15 protein-coding genes are annotated in these 15,949 nt (G+C 59.7%); 4 read left to right on the plus strand and 11 right to left on the minus strand.

The features are described 5' to 3' along the window. Positions 1-123: 123 nt before the first annotated feature. The gene (locus AC1DRN_RS09215) at positions 124-474 is read right to left on the minus strand and encodes a DUF6124 family protein (RefSeq protein WP_223456844.1); all 351 of its coding nucleotides are present in this window, start codon (positions 472-474) and stop codon (positions 124-126) included. 628 nt (positions 475-1,102) lie between these two features. Here AC1DRN_RS09215 and AC1DRN_RS09220 point away from each other — a divergent pair. Continuing rightward, positions 1,103-2,251, plus strand: coding sequence for an RHS repeat-associated core domain-containing protein (locus tag AC1DRN_RS09220; protein ID WP_223456842.1), 1,149 nt, complete (start codon positions 1,103-1,105; stop codon positions 2,249-2,251). Positions 2,252-2,304: 53 nt separating this feature from the next. On the opposite strand, the gene rloA2 is transcribed toward AC1DRN_RS09220, so the two are convergent. Next, positions 2,305-2,811 (minus strand): retropepsin-like aspartic peptidase RloA2, encoded by a 507-nt coding sequence (rloA2, locus tag AC1DRN_RS09225; RefSeq protein ID WP_223457005.1) that lies wholly within the window; start codon positions 2,809-2,811, stop codon positions 2,305-2,307. A 164-nt stretch (positions 2,812-2,975) separates the two neighbouring features. Here rloA2 and AC1DRN_RS09230 point away from each other — a divergent pair, with 164 nt between their 5' ends. After that, positions 2,976-3,863: an acyltransferase gene (locus AC1DRN_RS09230; protein WP_223456840.1), complete on the plus strand. Its 888-nt coding sequence runs from the start codon at positions 2,976-2,978 to the stop codon at positions 3,861-3,863. Between the two features lies 1 nt (position 3,864). Here AC1DRN_RS09230 and AC1DRN_RS09235 read toward each other — a convergent pair whose 3' ends face one another. Then, a complete protein-coding gene (locus tag AC1DRN_RS09235) occupies positions 3,865-4,419 on the minus strand; it encodes a DUF2780 domain-containing protein (protein WP_223456838.1) in 555 nt (184 codons plus the stop codon). Positions 4,420-4,663: 244 nt separating this feature from the next. On the opposite strand from AC1DRN_RS09235, the gene AC1DRN_RS09240 reads away from it, so the two are divergent. Beyond that, a complete protein-coding gene (locus AC1DRN_RS09240; protein ID WP_223456836.1) occupies positions 4,664-5,152 on the plus strand; it encodes a hypothetical protein in 489 nt (162 codons plus the stop codon). A 45-nt stretch (positions 5,153-5,197) separates the two neighbouring features. Here AC1DRN_RS09240 and fdhA read toward each other — a convergent pair whose 3' ends face one another. From fdhA to AC1DRN_RS09280, 8 genes are all read right to left on the minus strand, one after another. Continuing rightward, on the minus strand, positions 5,198-6,397 hold the full coding sequence (gene fdhA / locus AC1DRN_RS09245) for a formaldehyde dehydrogenase, glutathione-independent (RefSeq protein WP_477786676.1): 1,200 nt from the start codon (positions 6,395-6,397) through the stop codon (positions 5,198-5,200). A 202-nt stretch (positions 6,398-6,599) separates the two neighbouring features. Next, complete coding sequence (purU, locus tag AC1DRN_RS09250) at positions 6,600-7,457, minus strand: formyltetrahydrofolate deformylase (protein ID WP_223456832.1); 858 nt, start codon at positions 7,455-7,457, stop codon at positions 6,600-6,602. Positions 7,458-7,607: 150 nt separating this feature from the next. Then, the gene (locus tag AC1DRN_RS09255; protein ID WP_007980412.1) at positions 7,608-8,240 is read right to left on the minus strand and encodes a sarcosine oxidase subunit gamma; all 633 of its coding nucleotides are present in this window, start codon (positions 8,238-8,240) and stop codon (positions 7,608-7,610) included. Positions 8,241-8,422: 182 nt separating this feature from the next. Then, positions 8,423-11,440: a sarcosine oxidase subunit alpha gene (locus tag AC1DRN_RS09260; RefSeq protein ID WP_223456829.1), complete on the minus strand. Its 3,018-nt coding sequence runs from the start codon at positions 11,438-11,440 to the stop codon at positions 8,423-8,425. Next, positions 11,437-11,766, minus strand: coding sequence for a sarcosine oxidase subunit delta (locus tag AC1DRN_RS09265; protein ID WP_223456827.1), 330 nt, complete (start codon positions 11,764-11,766; stop codon positions 11,437-11,439). Before AC1DRN_RS09265 ends, AC1DRN_RS09260 begins: the two co-directional genes overlap by 4 nt. A gap of 14 nt (positions 11,767-11,780) precedes the next feature. Continuing rightward, complete coding sequence (locus AC1DRN_RS09270) at positions 11,781-13,031, minus strand: sarcosine oxidase subunit beta (RefSeq protein ID WP_038981138.1); 1,251 nt, start codon at positions 13,029-13,031, stop codon at positions 11,781-11,783. Between the two features lie 23 nt (positions 13,032-13,054). Beyond that, positions 13,055-14,308, minus strand: a complete 1,254-nt coding sequence (glyA, locus tag AC1DRN_RS09275) for a serine hydroxymethyltransferase (protein WP_223456825.1) — start codon at positions 14,306-14,308, stop codon at positions 13,055-13,057. 284 nt (positions 14,309-14,592) lie between these two features. Beyond that, a complete protein-coding gene (locus tag AC1DRN_RS09280; RefSeq protein ID WP_223456824.1) occupies positions 14,593-15,357 on the minus strand; it encodes a TraX family protein in 765 nt (254 codons plus the stop codon). A 132-nt stretch (positions 15,358-15,489) separates the two neighbouring features. Here AC1DRN_RS09280 and AC1DRN_RS09285 point away from each other — a divergent pair. Continuing rightward, a partial coding sequence (locus AC1DRN_RS09285; RefSeq protein ID WP_477786677.1) for a beta-eliminating lyase-related protein occupies positions 15,490-15,949 on the plus strand: 460 nt, incomplete at its 3' end.

Genomic DNA, 15,949 nt, shown 5'->3' on the forward strand with positions numbered 1-15,949 from the left:
CAAAAATCTGTCCCGCTTCGTTTTTTGCGAACATTTCTCCAGTATTATTTCTTCTCGGCTCAACTCCCCTGTGGGACTGAGCCTGCTCGCGATAGCAATATCAACAACGACCGACTACCTCAATCATTCCTGAGCCTGCTTCATCCCCAAACAATCAATCGACCGATCAACCATGGCCTTGGCGATCTCCAGCAAATGCCACACGGAAAAGACCATGGTCCTGTCTGCGCCTTTCAGGTGGTCACCGCACTGATAGGCAGTGACAGAGGCACAGCGCAGCAGGTCGGCGACATAGAGTTGGCTGTCTTCGAAACTCACGTCATCACTGACGTTGTAAAACCGGAGCTCATCCGGTGCCGACGGCTGTTCGCCGGTCAGGTAGAAGTCGATTGCCCGGTAGAGTGCTGAGCGGTCTCTGAGCAGATCGTCGTTTCTGGTTGCATTGGAGGGTGGATCGGGGACTGGCTTTTTCATTGGTAAAACTCCAAGGTGATAGTAGGAGCCAACCGATTTCGCGACTAAACGAGAGGGGTGGCGGCTGCGCACAGGTTAGTCGACCGGTCACCTGGAACCCGGCGCACCCGAAGGTGCCCTGCGCACAGCCACCATAGATTTCAGGCGATAAAAAACACCTGAACAGAGAGGTAGCGCTGTACGCCAAGTGATAGCCGGGCGACTAAACCCGATCACTGATGAGCAGTGACGGACGAAGACTAGGCACGGAAATCGGTCGGCGCAAGCGTGCGAAATAATCTAGGAAACGTCCTGCAAAAGGAAGGGATTAGCGCTGTAGGAGGCCAGTTTTTCCTGTAGGAAAACTTACTTTCCGACGAGAGAAGAACCCTGTCTGGGTCAACAACGGGAGAGAAGTTTGACTCTGGGAACGATGTCCAGAGAGGAAGTTTTAGCTAGCTGTACTTGCCTCATCGCGAGCAGGCTCACTCCTACTTTTGATCCGTGAAACATGCACGCCTTGTGTTCGCTTGAGATTCTTGAGGGCTTGCAGAAAGGGCAAACCCCTAACAGTTCTGATAGTAGGCAACGACTGAAAAAGGAACGAAGCTGAACGCTCGGCTTTTGGACCTTGCAAGGAACTCAGTCAATGCCTACCCCTACCCGCGAAACCGTCTTGAGTCGCTACCACTACGACCCACTCGATCGCCTGGTCGATAGCACCTCCCTTGAACATTCCACCATCCAGCGCTTTTACTGCAAGACCCGCCTGTCCTCCGAAATACAAGGCACAGTGCAGCGCACTGTCGTGCAGCACGACGACCAACTGTTGGCGCAGCAGCAGCGCGAGGGCGGCAAGGTCGCTGCCACGTTGCTGACCACCGACCAACAACGTTCGGTATTGAATGCGCTGGACGCGACTCAACTCAATGCCCTCTCCTACTCACCCTACGGCCATCGTCCACGAGAAAACGGGTTGCTCAGTCTGCTCGGTTTTAACGGCGAACGGCCGGATCCGGTGACCGGGCATTATCATTTGGGGAATGGGTATCGGCAGTTCAATCCGGTACTGATGCGGTTTAACAGTCCGGATAGTTGGAGTCCGTTTGGGGCCGGGGGGCTGAATGCTTATGGGTATTGCGCGGGAAATTCGATTAACCACAGTGATCCGACGGGGCATACAATTTCAGCACTTTCGAGATTAGCACCGCCACCTCCACCGAGACCCGTAAATCTAGGGTTTCAAAGAGCAAGAGGTGCCACTACATCTAAACCACTGATGAAATCTTCTACAACAGCCTCACCGAAAAATAGTCAAGCCCTGACAAAAAGAAGACACTCCGACACATTCGACTCGTTAGCGGCCAATGAGCGAAAAATTAATGACGCCATTATTAATAACACTCAAAAATATGACCTGATTGGCTATCACGGCTCAACAGAAGAACACACAAAAAGTTTGGCAACAGGTTTAAGTGCCAAATATATGGGCTCACGAAATGGCACCGATAGTGGGCGGGGTTTCTACGTAACCCCAGACTACGAATCAGCTGTAGGATGGGCTACAGTTTCGAAACGAGCAGAATCCAGTTCACCAAAAATATTCGGCGCTTACACGAGGAACTTTGAAACTCTTAAGCCAGGTCGTGACTACAGCGTCAACACTGAACTTAACTCCGCACTAAAAAATCATGTGCAAATTATTATAAAAGAACCTGCCTATAGCTCTGTACGTATAAAAGCCATCCAAAACAAACAAAGTGCCATTCGACTTCACTCACATGAAGCGCCGTTTTAATCCGGCGCATCGCCTGTGGGAGCATCAGCAATAGACCTCTTGGCTCCCATCATTCAACAATCCGGTTTATCCGCTGTAAATCTTCTCGCTGGATTCACCGCTGCCCCAAACTCACGCAACGCCTTCGCCCCAATCAGCAACGGATAATTAAAACTACTGCGATCAGTCAGATTGACCTCAACCGTGCGCTTGACGTTACCCAGGCACAGCTCCAGATCGACCACTGGACGCTTCGTGGGAGCGACTACTTCGCTGTCATCTTCCTCCTCTTCGGAACGGGTCTTAATCTTGCTGATGCGCGCTATCTTGTGTTCGTAGACCTGATTGCCCGCATCCTTGGTGCCGAGGCGGAAACGCACCCAATCTTCGCCGTCACGCTTGAAAGTTTCGATGTCTTTGGCCGACAGCGACGCGGTCAGGGCGCCGGTGTCCATCTTCGCCTTGAGGACCTTCCCGCCGATTTCCGGCAGGGCAATGTATTCGTAACGCCCGTACAGGGTCGGCTCGGCGGCCATGACCGGCAGGGCGATGAGAGAGAGCACTGCAAGAAGGGATTTCACGTGATGGGTTTCCATGAGAGTAAGCAGTCGGATTTTAGACCGTCGTTCGCTTGATCGTTCCCACAAGGTTACCGACCCGAAAGTGAAACATTCGTCACCGCCGATTTGGCCTGTCGTCCGAAGCTGCTTATCATTGCGCGCCCAACCGCCTCCACGAGTGACTTATGCGCCGCCTGCTCACCGGCTGTTTCGTGACCCTGCTGCTTGTGCTCAACACCCTGATCCTGATCGGGCCACTGCTGGTGTTTGCCCTGCTCAAGCTGGTCCTGCCCGGCCGTTTTCGCGATTACGCCTCATGGGTGGTGATGTGGATCGCCGAGACCTGGTCCGAGATCGACAAGCTGATCTTCCGCCTGTGCATCCCCACCCAATGGAACATCCGTGGCGGTGACGATCTGCGCCGTGATACCTCGTACCTGGTGATCAGCAACCATCAATCCTGGGTCGACATCCCGGCGCTGATCCAGACGCTGAACCGGCGCACGCCATTCTTCAAATTCTTCCTCAAGAAAGAACTGATCTGGGTGCCCTTCCTGGGCCTGGCGTGGTGGGCGCTGGATTACCCGTTCATGAAGCGCTACAGCAAGGCGTTCCTGGCCAAACACCCGGAACTGGCGGGCAAGGATCTGGAGATCACCAAACAGGCCTGCGAGCTGTTCAAGCGCCAACCGGTAACCGTGGTCAATTATCTGGAAGGCACGCGGTTCACGTCGGCCAAACGCGCTCAACAGCTATCACCGTTCAACCACCTGCTCAAGCCCAAGGCTGGCGGCGTGGCGTTTGTACTGGCGGCGATGGGCGAACAGCTGGATGCGATTCTCGATGTGACGGTGGTTTACCCGCAGCAGAAGATTCCGGGGTTCTGGGACTTGATCAGCGGCGATGTGCCAAGGGTCATCATCGAAATCCGAACCCGCGATCTCGACCCGGCACTGTGGCAGGGCGATTACGAAAACGATCCGCTGTTTCGCGAGAAGGTCCAGAACTGGGTCAACCAGCTCTGGATCGAGAAGGATCAGCGCATTGCTGAACTGAAAAGCGAGCGCCGCTGAATCAACTGCCGGTGCCGGCACCCCAGATCCCGCCCAGGCTGCTCAGCAGCGAACCGCCGACGCCCTGCTGGCCGAGGTATTGCAGGAGCACCGGGGTAAACAGGCCGATCATGCCGCTGTCCATGCCCAGGGCGCTGAAGGCGTTGTTCAGGTCGTTGGTGTTCTTGACGTTACCCAGGGCATTGTTCAGCCCTGCGGCTTTGCCGCTGGAGCCGAGCAGACCGGCCAGTGCACCCAACTCACCGCCGCCCGAGAGCATGTCGATGCCCGGCACGCTTTTGGCCAGTTCCGAGTAGTCGGTTGAACTCAACTGGTTCTTCGCCAGCCCCAGCATCGCCCCGGCGCCGCCGATGGCTTGTTGTGGGGTGATGTTCAATTCACTGAGGGTGCTTAGCAGGTCGGCTGTCTGCGGCGCCGGTGCGGCAGTCGCGGCCGCGTCACCACCCTTCATGCCCGAAATCGCATTGGCCGCATCGCTCAGGCTGAACTGCGCAAAGGCAGGGCTGGCGGACAGTGCCAACAGCGAAGCCAATGCAATGCCGCGTGAAATCTTCATCCAGACATCCTCTTGAGCCATGAAACCATCCGAAAACCGGCGGTAAAACTGCCGGTTTGACCAGATATCCTCAATCATGTTCCTTACCGCGCATCCGTTTTTACCCCGGTCACGTATAACAAACGTTAAACCCTGGATGCCGCGAGACGAATAAAGCGCCAACACAACCTATCAATACTGATAGTACCCACCGCAGTTCCACTCCCCCAACATGACGACTCCAAACCATGTAAAGGAGTACATCATGATACGTAAAACACTCGCGGCAAGTGCCGTACTACTGTCGGTATTCACAGCCAACGCCCTTGCGGCAACCACTATGTGTCCGTCAGTTGCAAGCATCACACAAAAGCAGGAGGAACAAGGCTACAGCTACTCCGCCCCCGGGCCGAACGGCCGCGTCTGGGTAGGTGAAAACCCCTATGCCAGCGAGGGAGATCTTGAAACCTTCGTATTCACCGGAGCGCTCTACCGGACCGTCAGTTCCGAAGGTAATACGGATGTAGTTTCGTGTGATTACGAGGGTGACGACTGGTACGCGTTTGCCAGGATGACGTTGTACTCCTTCAGAGAGTGGGCTCCCGTCAAGGGCACAAAATGGGAGGCGCAACCCATTAAAGAAAAGGCCGGCGCGTCCAACAAAGCCAAGTCCGTTGAACACTGCGATTCACGGGTCGAAAAGGAATGTGAGTTCAACTACAGAGTCCTGACCATGCCACCAACAGGCCATTGAACACAAAAAAGGGCGACCCCGGTCGCCCTTTTTTAGCCCAACGCTTTACGCCGCGCTGAACATCTTGTGCGGATCGATCACAAACTTCTTCGGCACGCCGGCATCAAACTCACCATACCCCTGCGGAGCCTGATCCAGGCTGATCACCTGAACGCCCACCACTTCGGCGATGTTGATGCGATCCCACATGATCGCCTGCATCAGTTGGCGGTTGTACTTCATTACCGGGGTCTGGCCGGTATGGAAGCTATGGGACTTGGCCCAGCCCAGGCCGAAGCGGATGCTCAGGCTGCCCATTTTCGCGGCGGCGTCCACGGCGCCCGGGTCTTCGGTCACGTAGAGGCCGGGGATGCCGATCTTGCCTGCCACTCGCACCRCGCCCATCAGCGAGTTGAGCACAGTGGCCGGGGCTTCGTGTTTCACGCCGTCATGGCCATGGCCACGGGCTTCGAAGCCAACAGCGTCGATGGCGCAATCCACTTCCGGCTCGCCCAGCAGTGCAGCGATCTGTTCGTGCAGCGGCGTTTCCTGGGACAGGTCGGCGATTTCGAAGCCCTGGGCCTTGGCGTGAGCCAGGCGAACGGTGTTGACGTCCCCGACGATCACCACCGCCGCACCCAACAGACGGGCCGAAGCGGCTGCCGCCAGGCCGACCGGACCGGCACCAGCGATGTACACGGTGCTGCCCGGGCCAACGCCAGCGGTCACGGCACCGTGATAGCCGGTCGGCAGGATGTCGGAGAGGCAGGTCAGGTCGCGGATTTTTTCCATGGCCCGGTCGCGATCCGGCAGCTTCAGCAGGTTGAAGTCGGCGTACGGCACCATGGCGTATTCGGCCTGGCCACCGGTCCAGTCGCCCATGTCGACATAACCATAAGCTCCACCGGGACGCGCCGGGTTGACGCTCAGGCACACGCCGGTGTGCATCTCTTTGCAGGAACGGCAGCGCCCGCAAGCCACGTTGAACGGTACGGACACCAGGTCGCCGATATTCAGGTTCTCGACGTCGCTGCCCTTCTCGATCACTTCGCCGGTAATCTCATGGCCCAGCACCAGGCCGGTTTGCGCTGTGGTACGCCCGCGCACCATGTGCTGGTCGGAACCACAGATGTTGGTAGACACCACACGCAGGATGACAGCGTGTTCAATCTTCCTGCCGCGCGGGTCCTGCATTTTCGGATAGTCAATACTCTGCACTTCGACCTTGCCAGCGCCGAGATACACCACTCCACGATTACCAGACATGCTTTCACCTCGATGTTGTTTTTATGAAACCGCGTTGCCCAGGCAGGCAGCGCGTTAAGTGCTCGGGTTATTGCCTATGTGTCTTGTGTTGCTTGTCAGGGCTTCATCGCGAGCAAGCTCGCTCCCACAGTGGGCCGGGGCGGACACTAGGTTTGTAAACGACACAAAACCCTGTGGGAGCGAGCTTGCTCGCGATGGCGATCTAGAGAACGACTGTTCTGTTCGCGTTCAAAAATACGCGTCTCTCAATGTGATACCCGACGGCCCGCGCCAGCGTCAGCCCTTCGATATCCCGCCCCTTGGCGATCAAGTCTTCCGGGTAGTGGCTGTGGTCCACTGCCTCCACGCCCTGGGCAATGATCGGACCTTCGTCCAGGTCGTTGTTGATGTAATGCGCCGTGGCGCCCACCAGTTTCACGCCCTTGTTGTAGGCCTGGTGATAGGGCTTGGCGCCCTTGAACCCGGGCAGCAGGGAGTGGTGGATGTTGATCGCCTTGCCATCGAGCTTGCGGCACAGCTCCGGCGACAGCACTTGCATGTAGCGTGCAAGGATCACCAGTTCGGCGCCGGACTCTTCGATCACCTGCCACACCTGACGCTCTTGGGACGGCTTGTCGTTCGGATCCAGCGGGAAGTGGTAATACGGAATCTGGTGCCAGTCGGCCAGCGGCTTGAGGTCCGGGTGGTTGGAGACCACGGCGGCCACGTCCATCGACAACTGGCCGATGCGCTGGCGATAGAGCAAGTCGTTGAGGCAGTGATCGGCCTTGGAGACCATGATCACCACTTTCGGCCGATAGTTCGGCGCGGTCAGTTCGAAGATCATGTCAAAGGCTTCGCCACGCTCGGCCAGGCCCGCGCGGAACGACTGCTCGTCGAAACCGTCAGGCTGGCGGAATTCCACACGAATGAAGAAACGGCCCGAGAGCCGGTCATCGAAGGAGTGGTGCTCGGTGACGTAGCAGCCCTGCTCGAACAGAAAGCGGGTCACCACGTCCACCGTGCCGAGCAGGCTTGGGCAGTCGGCGGTCAGAATCCATGTGTCTGGGGCGCGGCTCATGGTGCGGTGACTCCTGAGAAATCGGTGGATGCCTACTGTAGGAGCGAGCCCTGCTCGCGATGGAGGCCAACGATGACGCGTACTGTCTGATTCAACGCGCTGCCTTGAAGTCCATCGCGAGCAGGCTCGCTCCTACAGTGACGGTGGTGATCAGGCCTGAACGCTCAGCCCATACTCGGCAGAAGCATCCTGCAACCACAACCACCAGTAATCCGAGAAGCTGCGACGAATCAGCAGTTCCCAGGTGTCTTCAGCGGTGTGACGGATCATCAGTTGCGACTTGGCGAATACCGTGCCGACAGCTTTGCCCACCGGGAAGTTGTTCGGGTGCACGTCGTAGCTGGTGGACTTCATCAGCACCTGGCGCACGTTCGGGCCGCTCAGTTCGAGGAGTTGCTGGCCACCGCTGACGTTGACGATTGCAATGTGCAGATCGCCCAGCGCTTTGCGCAGTTTCTGCTCGGCGGCAAGCTCTTCACCGGTCGGCACGATCAGCAGCCACTCATCCGGCCCCATCCATTGCAGGCTGGTTTCGCCTTTGACGATGACGCTCAGCGCGCCCGGCAATTCGATGCCAAGGGCCTTGTGCACGCCCGCGGCAAACGCGGCATCGTGGCCATCGCCACGAATGGTCAGGTGGCCGAGGAGTTTTTTCTCACGCACGGTCACGCCGGCGTTCTTGCGACCCTTGCCCACCAGGCTGGCGAGATCGGCGTGATGCAGCGACGACTCGGCCTTGGCCCCGGAGGTTGGGCGTTGTTGGTAAACATTGGCTGCGGTCATAAAGCACCTGTCTTGAATTTTGTTGGTTCCGGCCCTTGTGGTGGCGCTTCTGCCGCCATCGCGAGCAAGCTCGCTCCCACAGTGGACTGATGCCTGACACAAATTTTTCTGGCGACTTCAATCCTGTGGGAGCGAGCTTGCTCGCGATGGCGGCAGCTCACACTCCACAGGACCCGAAGCCTTTACACGTTCTGGCGTTCGCCCTTCGGATCGAAGAACACCGAAGGAACGATTTCCGCCTCGATCACGCTGCCGTCGGCCAGCGGTGCGAACACGCGCTCGCCCATGCGGTTCAGGCCGCCCTTGACCACGCCCATGGCGAACGAATAGCCCAGGGAGTTGTGCAGGTAACTGGAGGTCACGTGACCCACCATGGTCATCGGGATCGCCTGCTTGGTGTTGAACACCAGCTGCGCGCCTTCCGGCAGCCATTTGTTCGGATCGATCGGCTTGAGGCCAACCAGTTGCTTGCGCTGATCACGCACGCAGTCTTCACGGTTCATGCCACGCCAGCCGATCCACGAGAACGGTTTGGTGCGACCGACACACCAGCCCATGTTCAGGTCGTCCGGGGTCATCGAGCTGTCAGTGTCCTGGCCGACGATGATGAAGCCCTTCTCGGCCCGCAGCACGTGCATGGTTTCGGTGCCGTACGGCGTCAGGTTGTACTTCTTGCCGGCGTCGACGATTTTTTCCAGCACGCCCATCGCGTAGTCGGCCTGCACGTTGACTTCGTACGACAGCTCGCCGGTAAACGAAATCCGGAACACCCGCGCCGGCACACCGCCGACCAGACCTTCTTTCCAGGTCATGAACGGGAAGGCTTCGTTGCTCAGATCGATGTCGGTGACTTCGCTGAGCAGCTTGCGGCTGTTCGGCCCGGACAGGGTCATGGTTGCCCAGTGGTCGGTGACGGAGGTGAAGTACACCTTCATGTCCGGCCATTCGGTCTGGTGGTACAGCTCCAGCCATTGCAGGACGCGCGCCGCGCCGCCAGTGGTGGTGGTCATGACGAAATGGTTGTCGGCCAGGCAAGCCGTCACGCCGTCGTCGAAGACCATGCCGTCTTCTTTGCACATCAGGCCGTAGCGCGCCTTGCCCACGTCGAGCTTGGTCCAGGCGTTGGTGTAGACGCGGTTGAGGAACTCGCGCGTATCCGGGCCCTGGATGTCGATCTTGCCCAGGGTCGAAGCGTCGAGCAGGCCGACGCTGTCGCGCACGGCTTTGCACTCACGCTTCACTGCCGCGTGCAGGTCTTCACCGGATTTCGGGAAGTACCACGGACGTTTCCACTGGCCGACGTCTTCGAACTCGGCGCCGCTCTTCAGGTGCCATTGATGCAGTGCGGTGTAGCGCACCGGCTCGAAGATGTGCCCACAGTGGCGACCGGCCACGGCGCCAAAGGTCACCGGCGTGTAGTTCGGACGGAACATGGTGGTGCCCATCTGCGGGATGGTCACGTTCAGCGAGCGGGCAGCGATGGCCAGGCCGTTGACGTTGCCGAGCTTGCCCTGATCGGTGCCGAAGCCCAGCGCGGTGTAGCGCTTGACGTGCTCGACCGACTCGAAGCCTTCGCGGGTCGCCAGTTCGATGGCGGCGGCGGTGACGTCGTTTTGCAGGTCGACGAATTGCTTCGGCGCCCGTGCGGTGTTCTTTTCATGCGGCACCTGGAACAGCGCCAGGGTCGGCTCTTCGAGACGGCTCAGGGCTTTCGGCAGTACGCCTTCGACGGTCTGGAACCCGGCTTCAGCGGCGGCGCGGGCGCCACCTTCAAAACCGTCGGCCAGAGAATCGCCAAGGCCGTAGACGCCGTTAATGCCGCCGACGCACACGCGTTTCTGCGGCGCTTCACCCGGTACGAAACCGAGGATGTCTTCGCGCCAGATCGGCTTGCCACCCAGGTGCGAAGCCAAGTGAACCACCGGGCTGTAACCACCGGAGCTGGCCACCACGTCGCAGTCGAGCCATTCGCCTGGGCTGGTCACGGTGTGGGCTTTGACATCGATGGCAGCCACACGGGCAGCGGTCACGCGCTTGCTGCCACGGGCCTCGATCACGGCGCTGCCGGTGAGAATGCGGATACCTTTGGCGCGTGCTTCTTCCACCAGCGCGCCACGCGGGTTGCTGCGGGCATCGGCGATGGCCACCACTTGCAGGCTGGCATCGAGCCAATCCAGGGCAACGCGGTAGGCGTGGTCGTTGTTGGTCGACAGCACCAGCTTCTTGCCCGGTGCCACACCGTAACGGCGCACGTAGGTCGAGATGGCGCCGGCGAGCATGTTGCCCGGTACGTCGTTGTTGCCGTAGACCAATGGACGTTCGTGAGCGCCGGTCGCCAGCACCACACGCTTGGCGCGAACCCGGTGGATGCGCTGACGCACCTGGCCGATCGGAGCGCGGTCACCGAGGTGATCGGTCAGGCGCTCGTGAATGGTCAGGAAGTTATGGTCGTGGTAGCCATTGACGGTGGCGCGCGGCAACAGCAGCACGTCCGGGGTGTTCTTCAGTTCGTCGATGACGCTGGCGACCCACTCGGTCGCAGGCTTGCCGTCGAGGCTTTCGCGGGAATCGAGCAGGCTGCCGCCGAACTCTTCCTGCTCATCGGCGAGGATCACCCGGGCACCGCTGCGCGCAGCCGCCAGGGCAGCCGCCAGACCGGCAGGGCCGGCACCGACGATCAGCACGTCGCAGTGCTGGTTCATGTAGTCGTAGGTGTCCGGATCGTTCTCGGTCGGCGAGCGACCCAGGCCGGCGGCCTTGCGGATGTACTTCTCGTAAGTCATCCAGAACGATTGCGGGTACATGAAGGTTTTGTAGTAGAAGCCCGGTGGCATCAGCTTGCCGCCGACCTTGCCGAGAATCCCCATCATGTCGTTGTTCACGCTCGGCCAGCCGTTGGTGCTGGTGGCGACCAGGCCCTGATACAGCGCCTGTTGCGTGGCGCGCACGTTCGGGATCTGCGTGGCTTCGGTGGCGCCGATCTGCAGCACCGCGTTCGGCTCTTCAGCACCGGCGGCGAAGATGCCGCGCGGACGGGAATACTTGAAGCTGCGACCGATGATGTCGACGCCGTTGGCCAGCAGTGCAGCGGCCAGGGAGTCGCCTTCGAAGCCTTTGTAGTTCTGGCCGTTGAAGGTGAAGCTCAAGACTTTGTTGCGGTCGATCCGTCCGCCGTTGGACAGGCGATTGATCTGGCTCATACCTTCTCTCCCAGAGCCGTGCTGGCCGCTTTCGGGCTATCGGTCTTGTCGGTGAATTGTGGCTTGGTGCCGATCTTGTAGGTTTCGAGAATCTCGTAGGTCACGGTGTCGCGGGTGGCGTTGAAGTACTGACGGCAACCGGCAACGTGATCCCACAGCTCGTGGTGCAGACCGCGCGGGTTATCGCGGAAGAACATGTAGTCGCCCCACTCCTCGTCGGTGCAGGTGTTCGGATCCAGTGGGCGCGGGATGTGCGCCTGGCCGGATGCATGGAATTCCTCTTCGGAGCGCAACTCGCCGCAGTGAGGACAGAAGATATGCAACATGGGGATTTCTCCTGTTAGTGGGCAACCGCAGCAGCGCCGTGTTCGTCGATCAACGCACCGTTGTGGAAACGGTCGATGGAGAAAGGTGCAGCCAATGGGTGCATTTCACCCTTGGCCAGGCTCGCGGCAAACACGTTGCCCGAGCCAGGTGTGGCCTTGAAGCCGCCGGTGCCCCAACCGCAGTTGAAGAACATGTTCGGTACCGGGGTTTTCGAAATGATCGGGCAGGCATCCGGCGTGGTGTCGACGATGCCGCCCCACTGACGGTTCATGCGTACGCGGGACAACACCGGGAACATCTCGACGATGGCCTGGACGGTGTGTTCGATCACCGGGTAAGAACCGCGCTGGCCGTAGCCGTTGTAACCGTCGATACCGGCGCCGATCACCAGGTCACCCTTGTCGGACTGGCTGATGTAGCCGTGCACGGCGTTGGACATGATCACGCTGTCGATAATCGGCTTGATCGGCTCGGACACCAGCGCTTGCAGCGGGTGGGATTCGATCGGCAGACGGAAACCGGCAAGTTTGGCCATGTGCCCGGAGTTACCCGCAGTGACCACACCGACGCGCTTGGCGCCGATGAAGCCCTTGTTGGTTTCAACGCCGATGCACACGCCGTTTTCCTTGCGGAAACCGATCACTTCGGTCTGCTGGATCAGGTCCACGCCGAGGGCGTCGGCGGCCCGGGCAAAGCCCCAGGCCACGGCATCGTGACGAGCCACGCCGCCGCGACGCTGGACGGTTGCGCCCATCACCGGGTAGCGCGTGTTTTTCGAGCAGTCGAGGTACGGAATCTCGTCAGCCACTTGCTTGGCATCGAGCAGTTCGCCGTCGACGCCGTTGAGGCGGTTGGCGCTGACCCGACGCTCGGAATCACGGATGTCCTGCAGGGTGTGGCACAGGTTGTAGACGCCGCGCTGGGAGAACATCACGTTGTAGTTCAGGTCCTGGGACAGGCCTTCCCACAGTTTCATCGCGTGTTCGTACAGGTGCGCCGACTCGTCCCACAGGTAGTTGGAGCGAACGATGGTGGTGTTGCGCGCGGTGTTACCGCCGCCCAGCCAGCCCTTCTCGACCACGGCCACGTTGGTGATGCCGTGTTCCTTGGCCAGGTAGTAGGCCGTTGCGAGACCATGCCCGCCACCACCGACGATGACCACGTCGTAGACCTTTTTAGGGGTCGGCGTGCGCCACATTTTCTGCCAGTTTTCATGATGGCTGAGAGAGTGTTTGAAGAGGCCGAAGCCCGAGTAGCGTTGCATAGTCATTTACTCCAAAACCGCACTCAGCGATAAACCGGGAAGTCCGCGCACAGGGCCGCCACTTGCTGCGCAACATTCGCTTCGACATCGGCATCGCCGAGGTTGTCGAGGATGTCGCAGATCCAGCCGGCCAGTGTGACGCACTGGGTCACCTTGAAGCCGCGAGTGGTGACTGCCGGGGTGCCGATACGCAGGCCGGAGGTCACGAACGGCGACTGTGGATCGTTCGGGACAGCGTTCTTGTTCACGGTGATGTGGGCGCGACCGAGGGCTGCATCCGCCTCTTTGCCGGTCAGACCCTGACGGATCAGGCTGACCAGGAACAGGTGGTTGTCGGTGCCGCCGGACACTACATCGTAGCCGCGTTTGATAAACACGCCGGCCATCGCCTGGGCGTTGTCGATCACTTGCTGCTGGTAAGCCTTGAAGCCAGGCTCCAGCGCTTCCTTGAAGCACACTGCCTTACCGGCGATCACGTGCATCAGCGGGCCGCCCTGGGCACCCGGGAAAACTGCCGCGTTGAGCTTCTTCTCGATTTCTTCGTTGGACTTGGCCAGGATCAGGCCGCCACGTGGACCGCGCAGGGTCTTGTGGGTAGTGGTGGTGACCACATCGGCGTAAGGCAGCGGGTTCGGGTACAGACCAGCGGCAACCAGACCGGCCACGTGGGCCATGTCGACGAACAGCAGGGCACCGACCTTGTCGGCGATCTGGCGGAAGCGCGGGAAGTCCAGAGTCTTGGAGTAAGCCGAGAAGCCGGCAACGATCATCTTCGGCTTGCACTCGACGGCCAGGCGCTCGACTTCGTCGTAATCGATCAGACCGGTCTTGGTGTCGATGCCGTACTGCACGGCGTTGTACAGCTTGCCCGAGGACGACACTTTGGCACCGTGGGTCAGGTGACCGCCGTGGGCCAGGCTCATGCCGAGGATGGTGTCGCCGGCTTGCAGCAGGGCCAGGTACACGGCGCTGTTGGCCGAGGAACCGGAGTGCGGTTGCACGTTGGCGTAATCGGCGCCGAACAGTTGCTTGGCGCGTTCGATGGCCAGGGCTTCGACCTTGTCAACGTGTTCGCAGCCACCGTAGTAGCGCTTGCCCGGATAGCCTTCGGCGTATTTGTTGGTCAGGCCGCTGCCTTGCGCTTGCATCACGCGCTTGCTGGTGTAGTTCTCCGACGCGATCAGCTCGATGTGATCTTCCTGACGTTGCTCCTCGGCATTCATCGCCGCCAGCAGTGCATCGTCGTAACCCTGGATCTGGTCTTGCTTGCTGAACATCGCGTCTCTCCCAGCGGCGGCGGTGCGCCATTCGTCTCGGTGAGGCACTGGCTTTTCGGCAGTGCCCTTTGGTAGCGATGGTATGACTGGCTTGGAGTCGTCAAATGCCTACGGGCGCCACGCAAAGGTGCGTTTACGACATGGCGGGAAATGGCATGCCGAACACGACCGTCGATCCGGCGTAGATCCCCTGTGGGAGCGAGCTTGCTCGCGATAGCGGCATCACATTCAACATTGATGTCGACTGACCCGCCGCTATCGCGAGCAGGCTCGCTCCTACAGGGTCATTCGATGGCCTGTCGTACTGCGAGCAACAGCAGGAAATGCACGGGATACAGCGCATACGCCCAGCGCCGCATCGGTGGTGGTTTTACGCCCCCGGCATGTCGCAACAAGAACAGCCCGAGCCATGGCGCAATCAGACACGTGACGATGGCCGGGATCGCCGCGATATTGCCCAGGCGAGCTGCGTGATACAGCACCTGCCATTGATTGGCCGCCAGGCACACCAGCCCCGGCAACAGTGCGAAATACCAAGGCCGTTGCAGTACCAGCAGCATCGCCAGCGGCAACAGAACGCCATAGAAACCGAACATCAAGCGCTGGGAGAAAAACACTGCCAGAAGTACCGCGCCGACCGCCAGCAGGCGCGACGCAAGCACCGGCTGCTGCCAGCCACGAACCACCAGCAAGCCCAGGGCAAGGGTGGGCAGCACGTTCAAGGTGTCGGGATTGGGAATGAACATTCGGTAAGGCATTTCACTTACCGCGCTAAACAGCAGCAACCACCCCAGATAGCGCCACTGGCCGCTGGTCGTCGTAATCCGCACGCGCGCCAGATTGGCCGCCATCGCCAGGCAGAACCACGGAAACGCCAAGCGTCCCGGCACATACAGCAAATCGGCGGAATACCCGACATATCGCAGGTGATCGAGCACCATGCTCAAAAGCGCCAGCCACTTGAGCAGATCCAGTGCCCCGTCGCGCTGCTTTAAGTGCATGGCCTTGTGCATGGTCTTGTGCATGCTCTTGTACATAGTCACGTGCATAATTGCCCTTCGACCGTGTATTTTCCCGACAGCGACATCCTGTGCGCTCCACCTGACGATCTTGGGTACAGTGCGCACCCTCATTGACCACGGGACGCTTCACCATAGGCATCTCGACCACGGAAGCAGGCCATGACCGACAAGAGCCAACAATTCGCCAGCGACAACTATTCCGGTATCTGCCCTGAAGCCTGGGCGGCCATGGAACAGGCCAACCACGGCCACCAGCGCGCATACGGCGACGACGAGTGGACCGCCCGCGCGTCCGACGATTTCCGCAAACTGTTTGCAACCGACTGCGAAGTGTTTTTCGCCTTCAACGGCACCGCCGCCAACTCGCTGGCGCTGTCGTCGCTGTGCCAGAGTTACCACAGCGTGATCTGCTCGGAAACCGCCCACGTCGAAACCGACGAATGTGGCGCCCCGGAATTCTTCTCCAACGGCTCCAAACTGCTGATCGCCCGCACCGAAAACGGCAAATTGACCCCGGATTCGATCCGCGAGGTCGCGCTCAAGCGCCAGGATATCCACTACCCGAAACCTCGTGTGGTGACCCTGACCCAGGCCACCGAAGTCGGCAGCGTCTACACCC

The sequence above is a fragment of the Pseudomonas sp. P5_B3 genome (assembly GCF_056400405.1).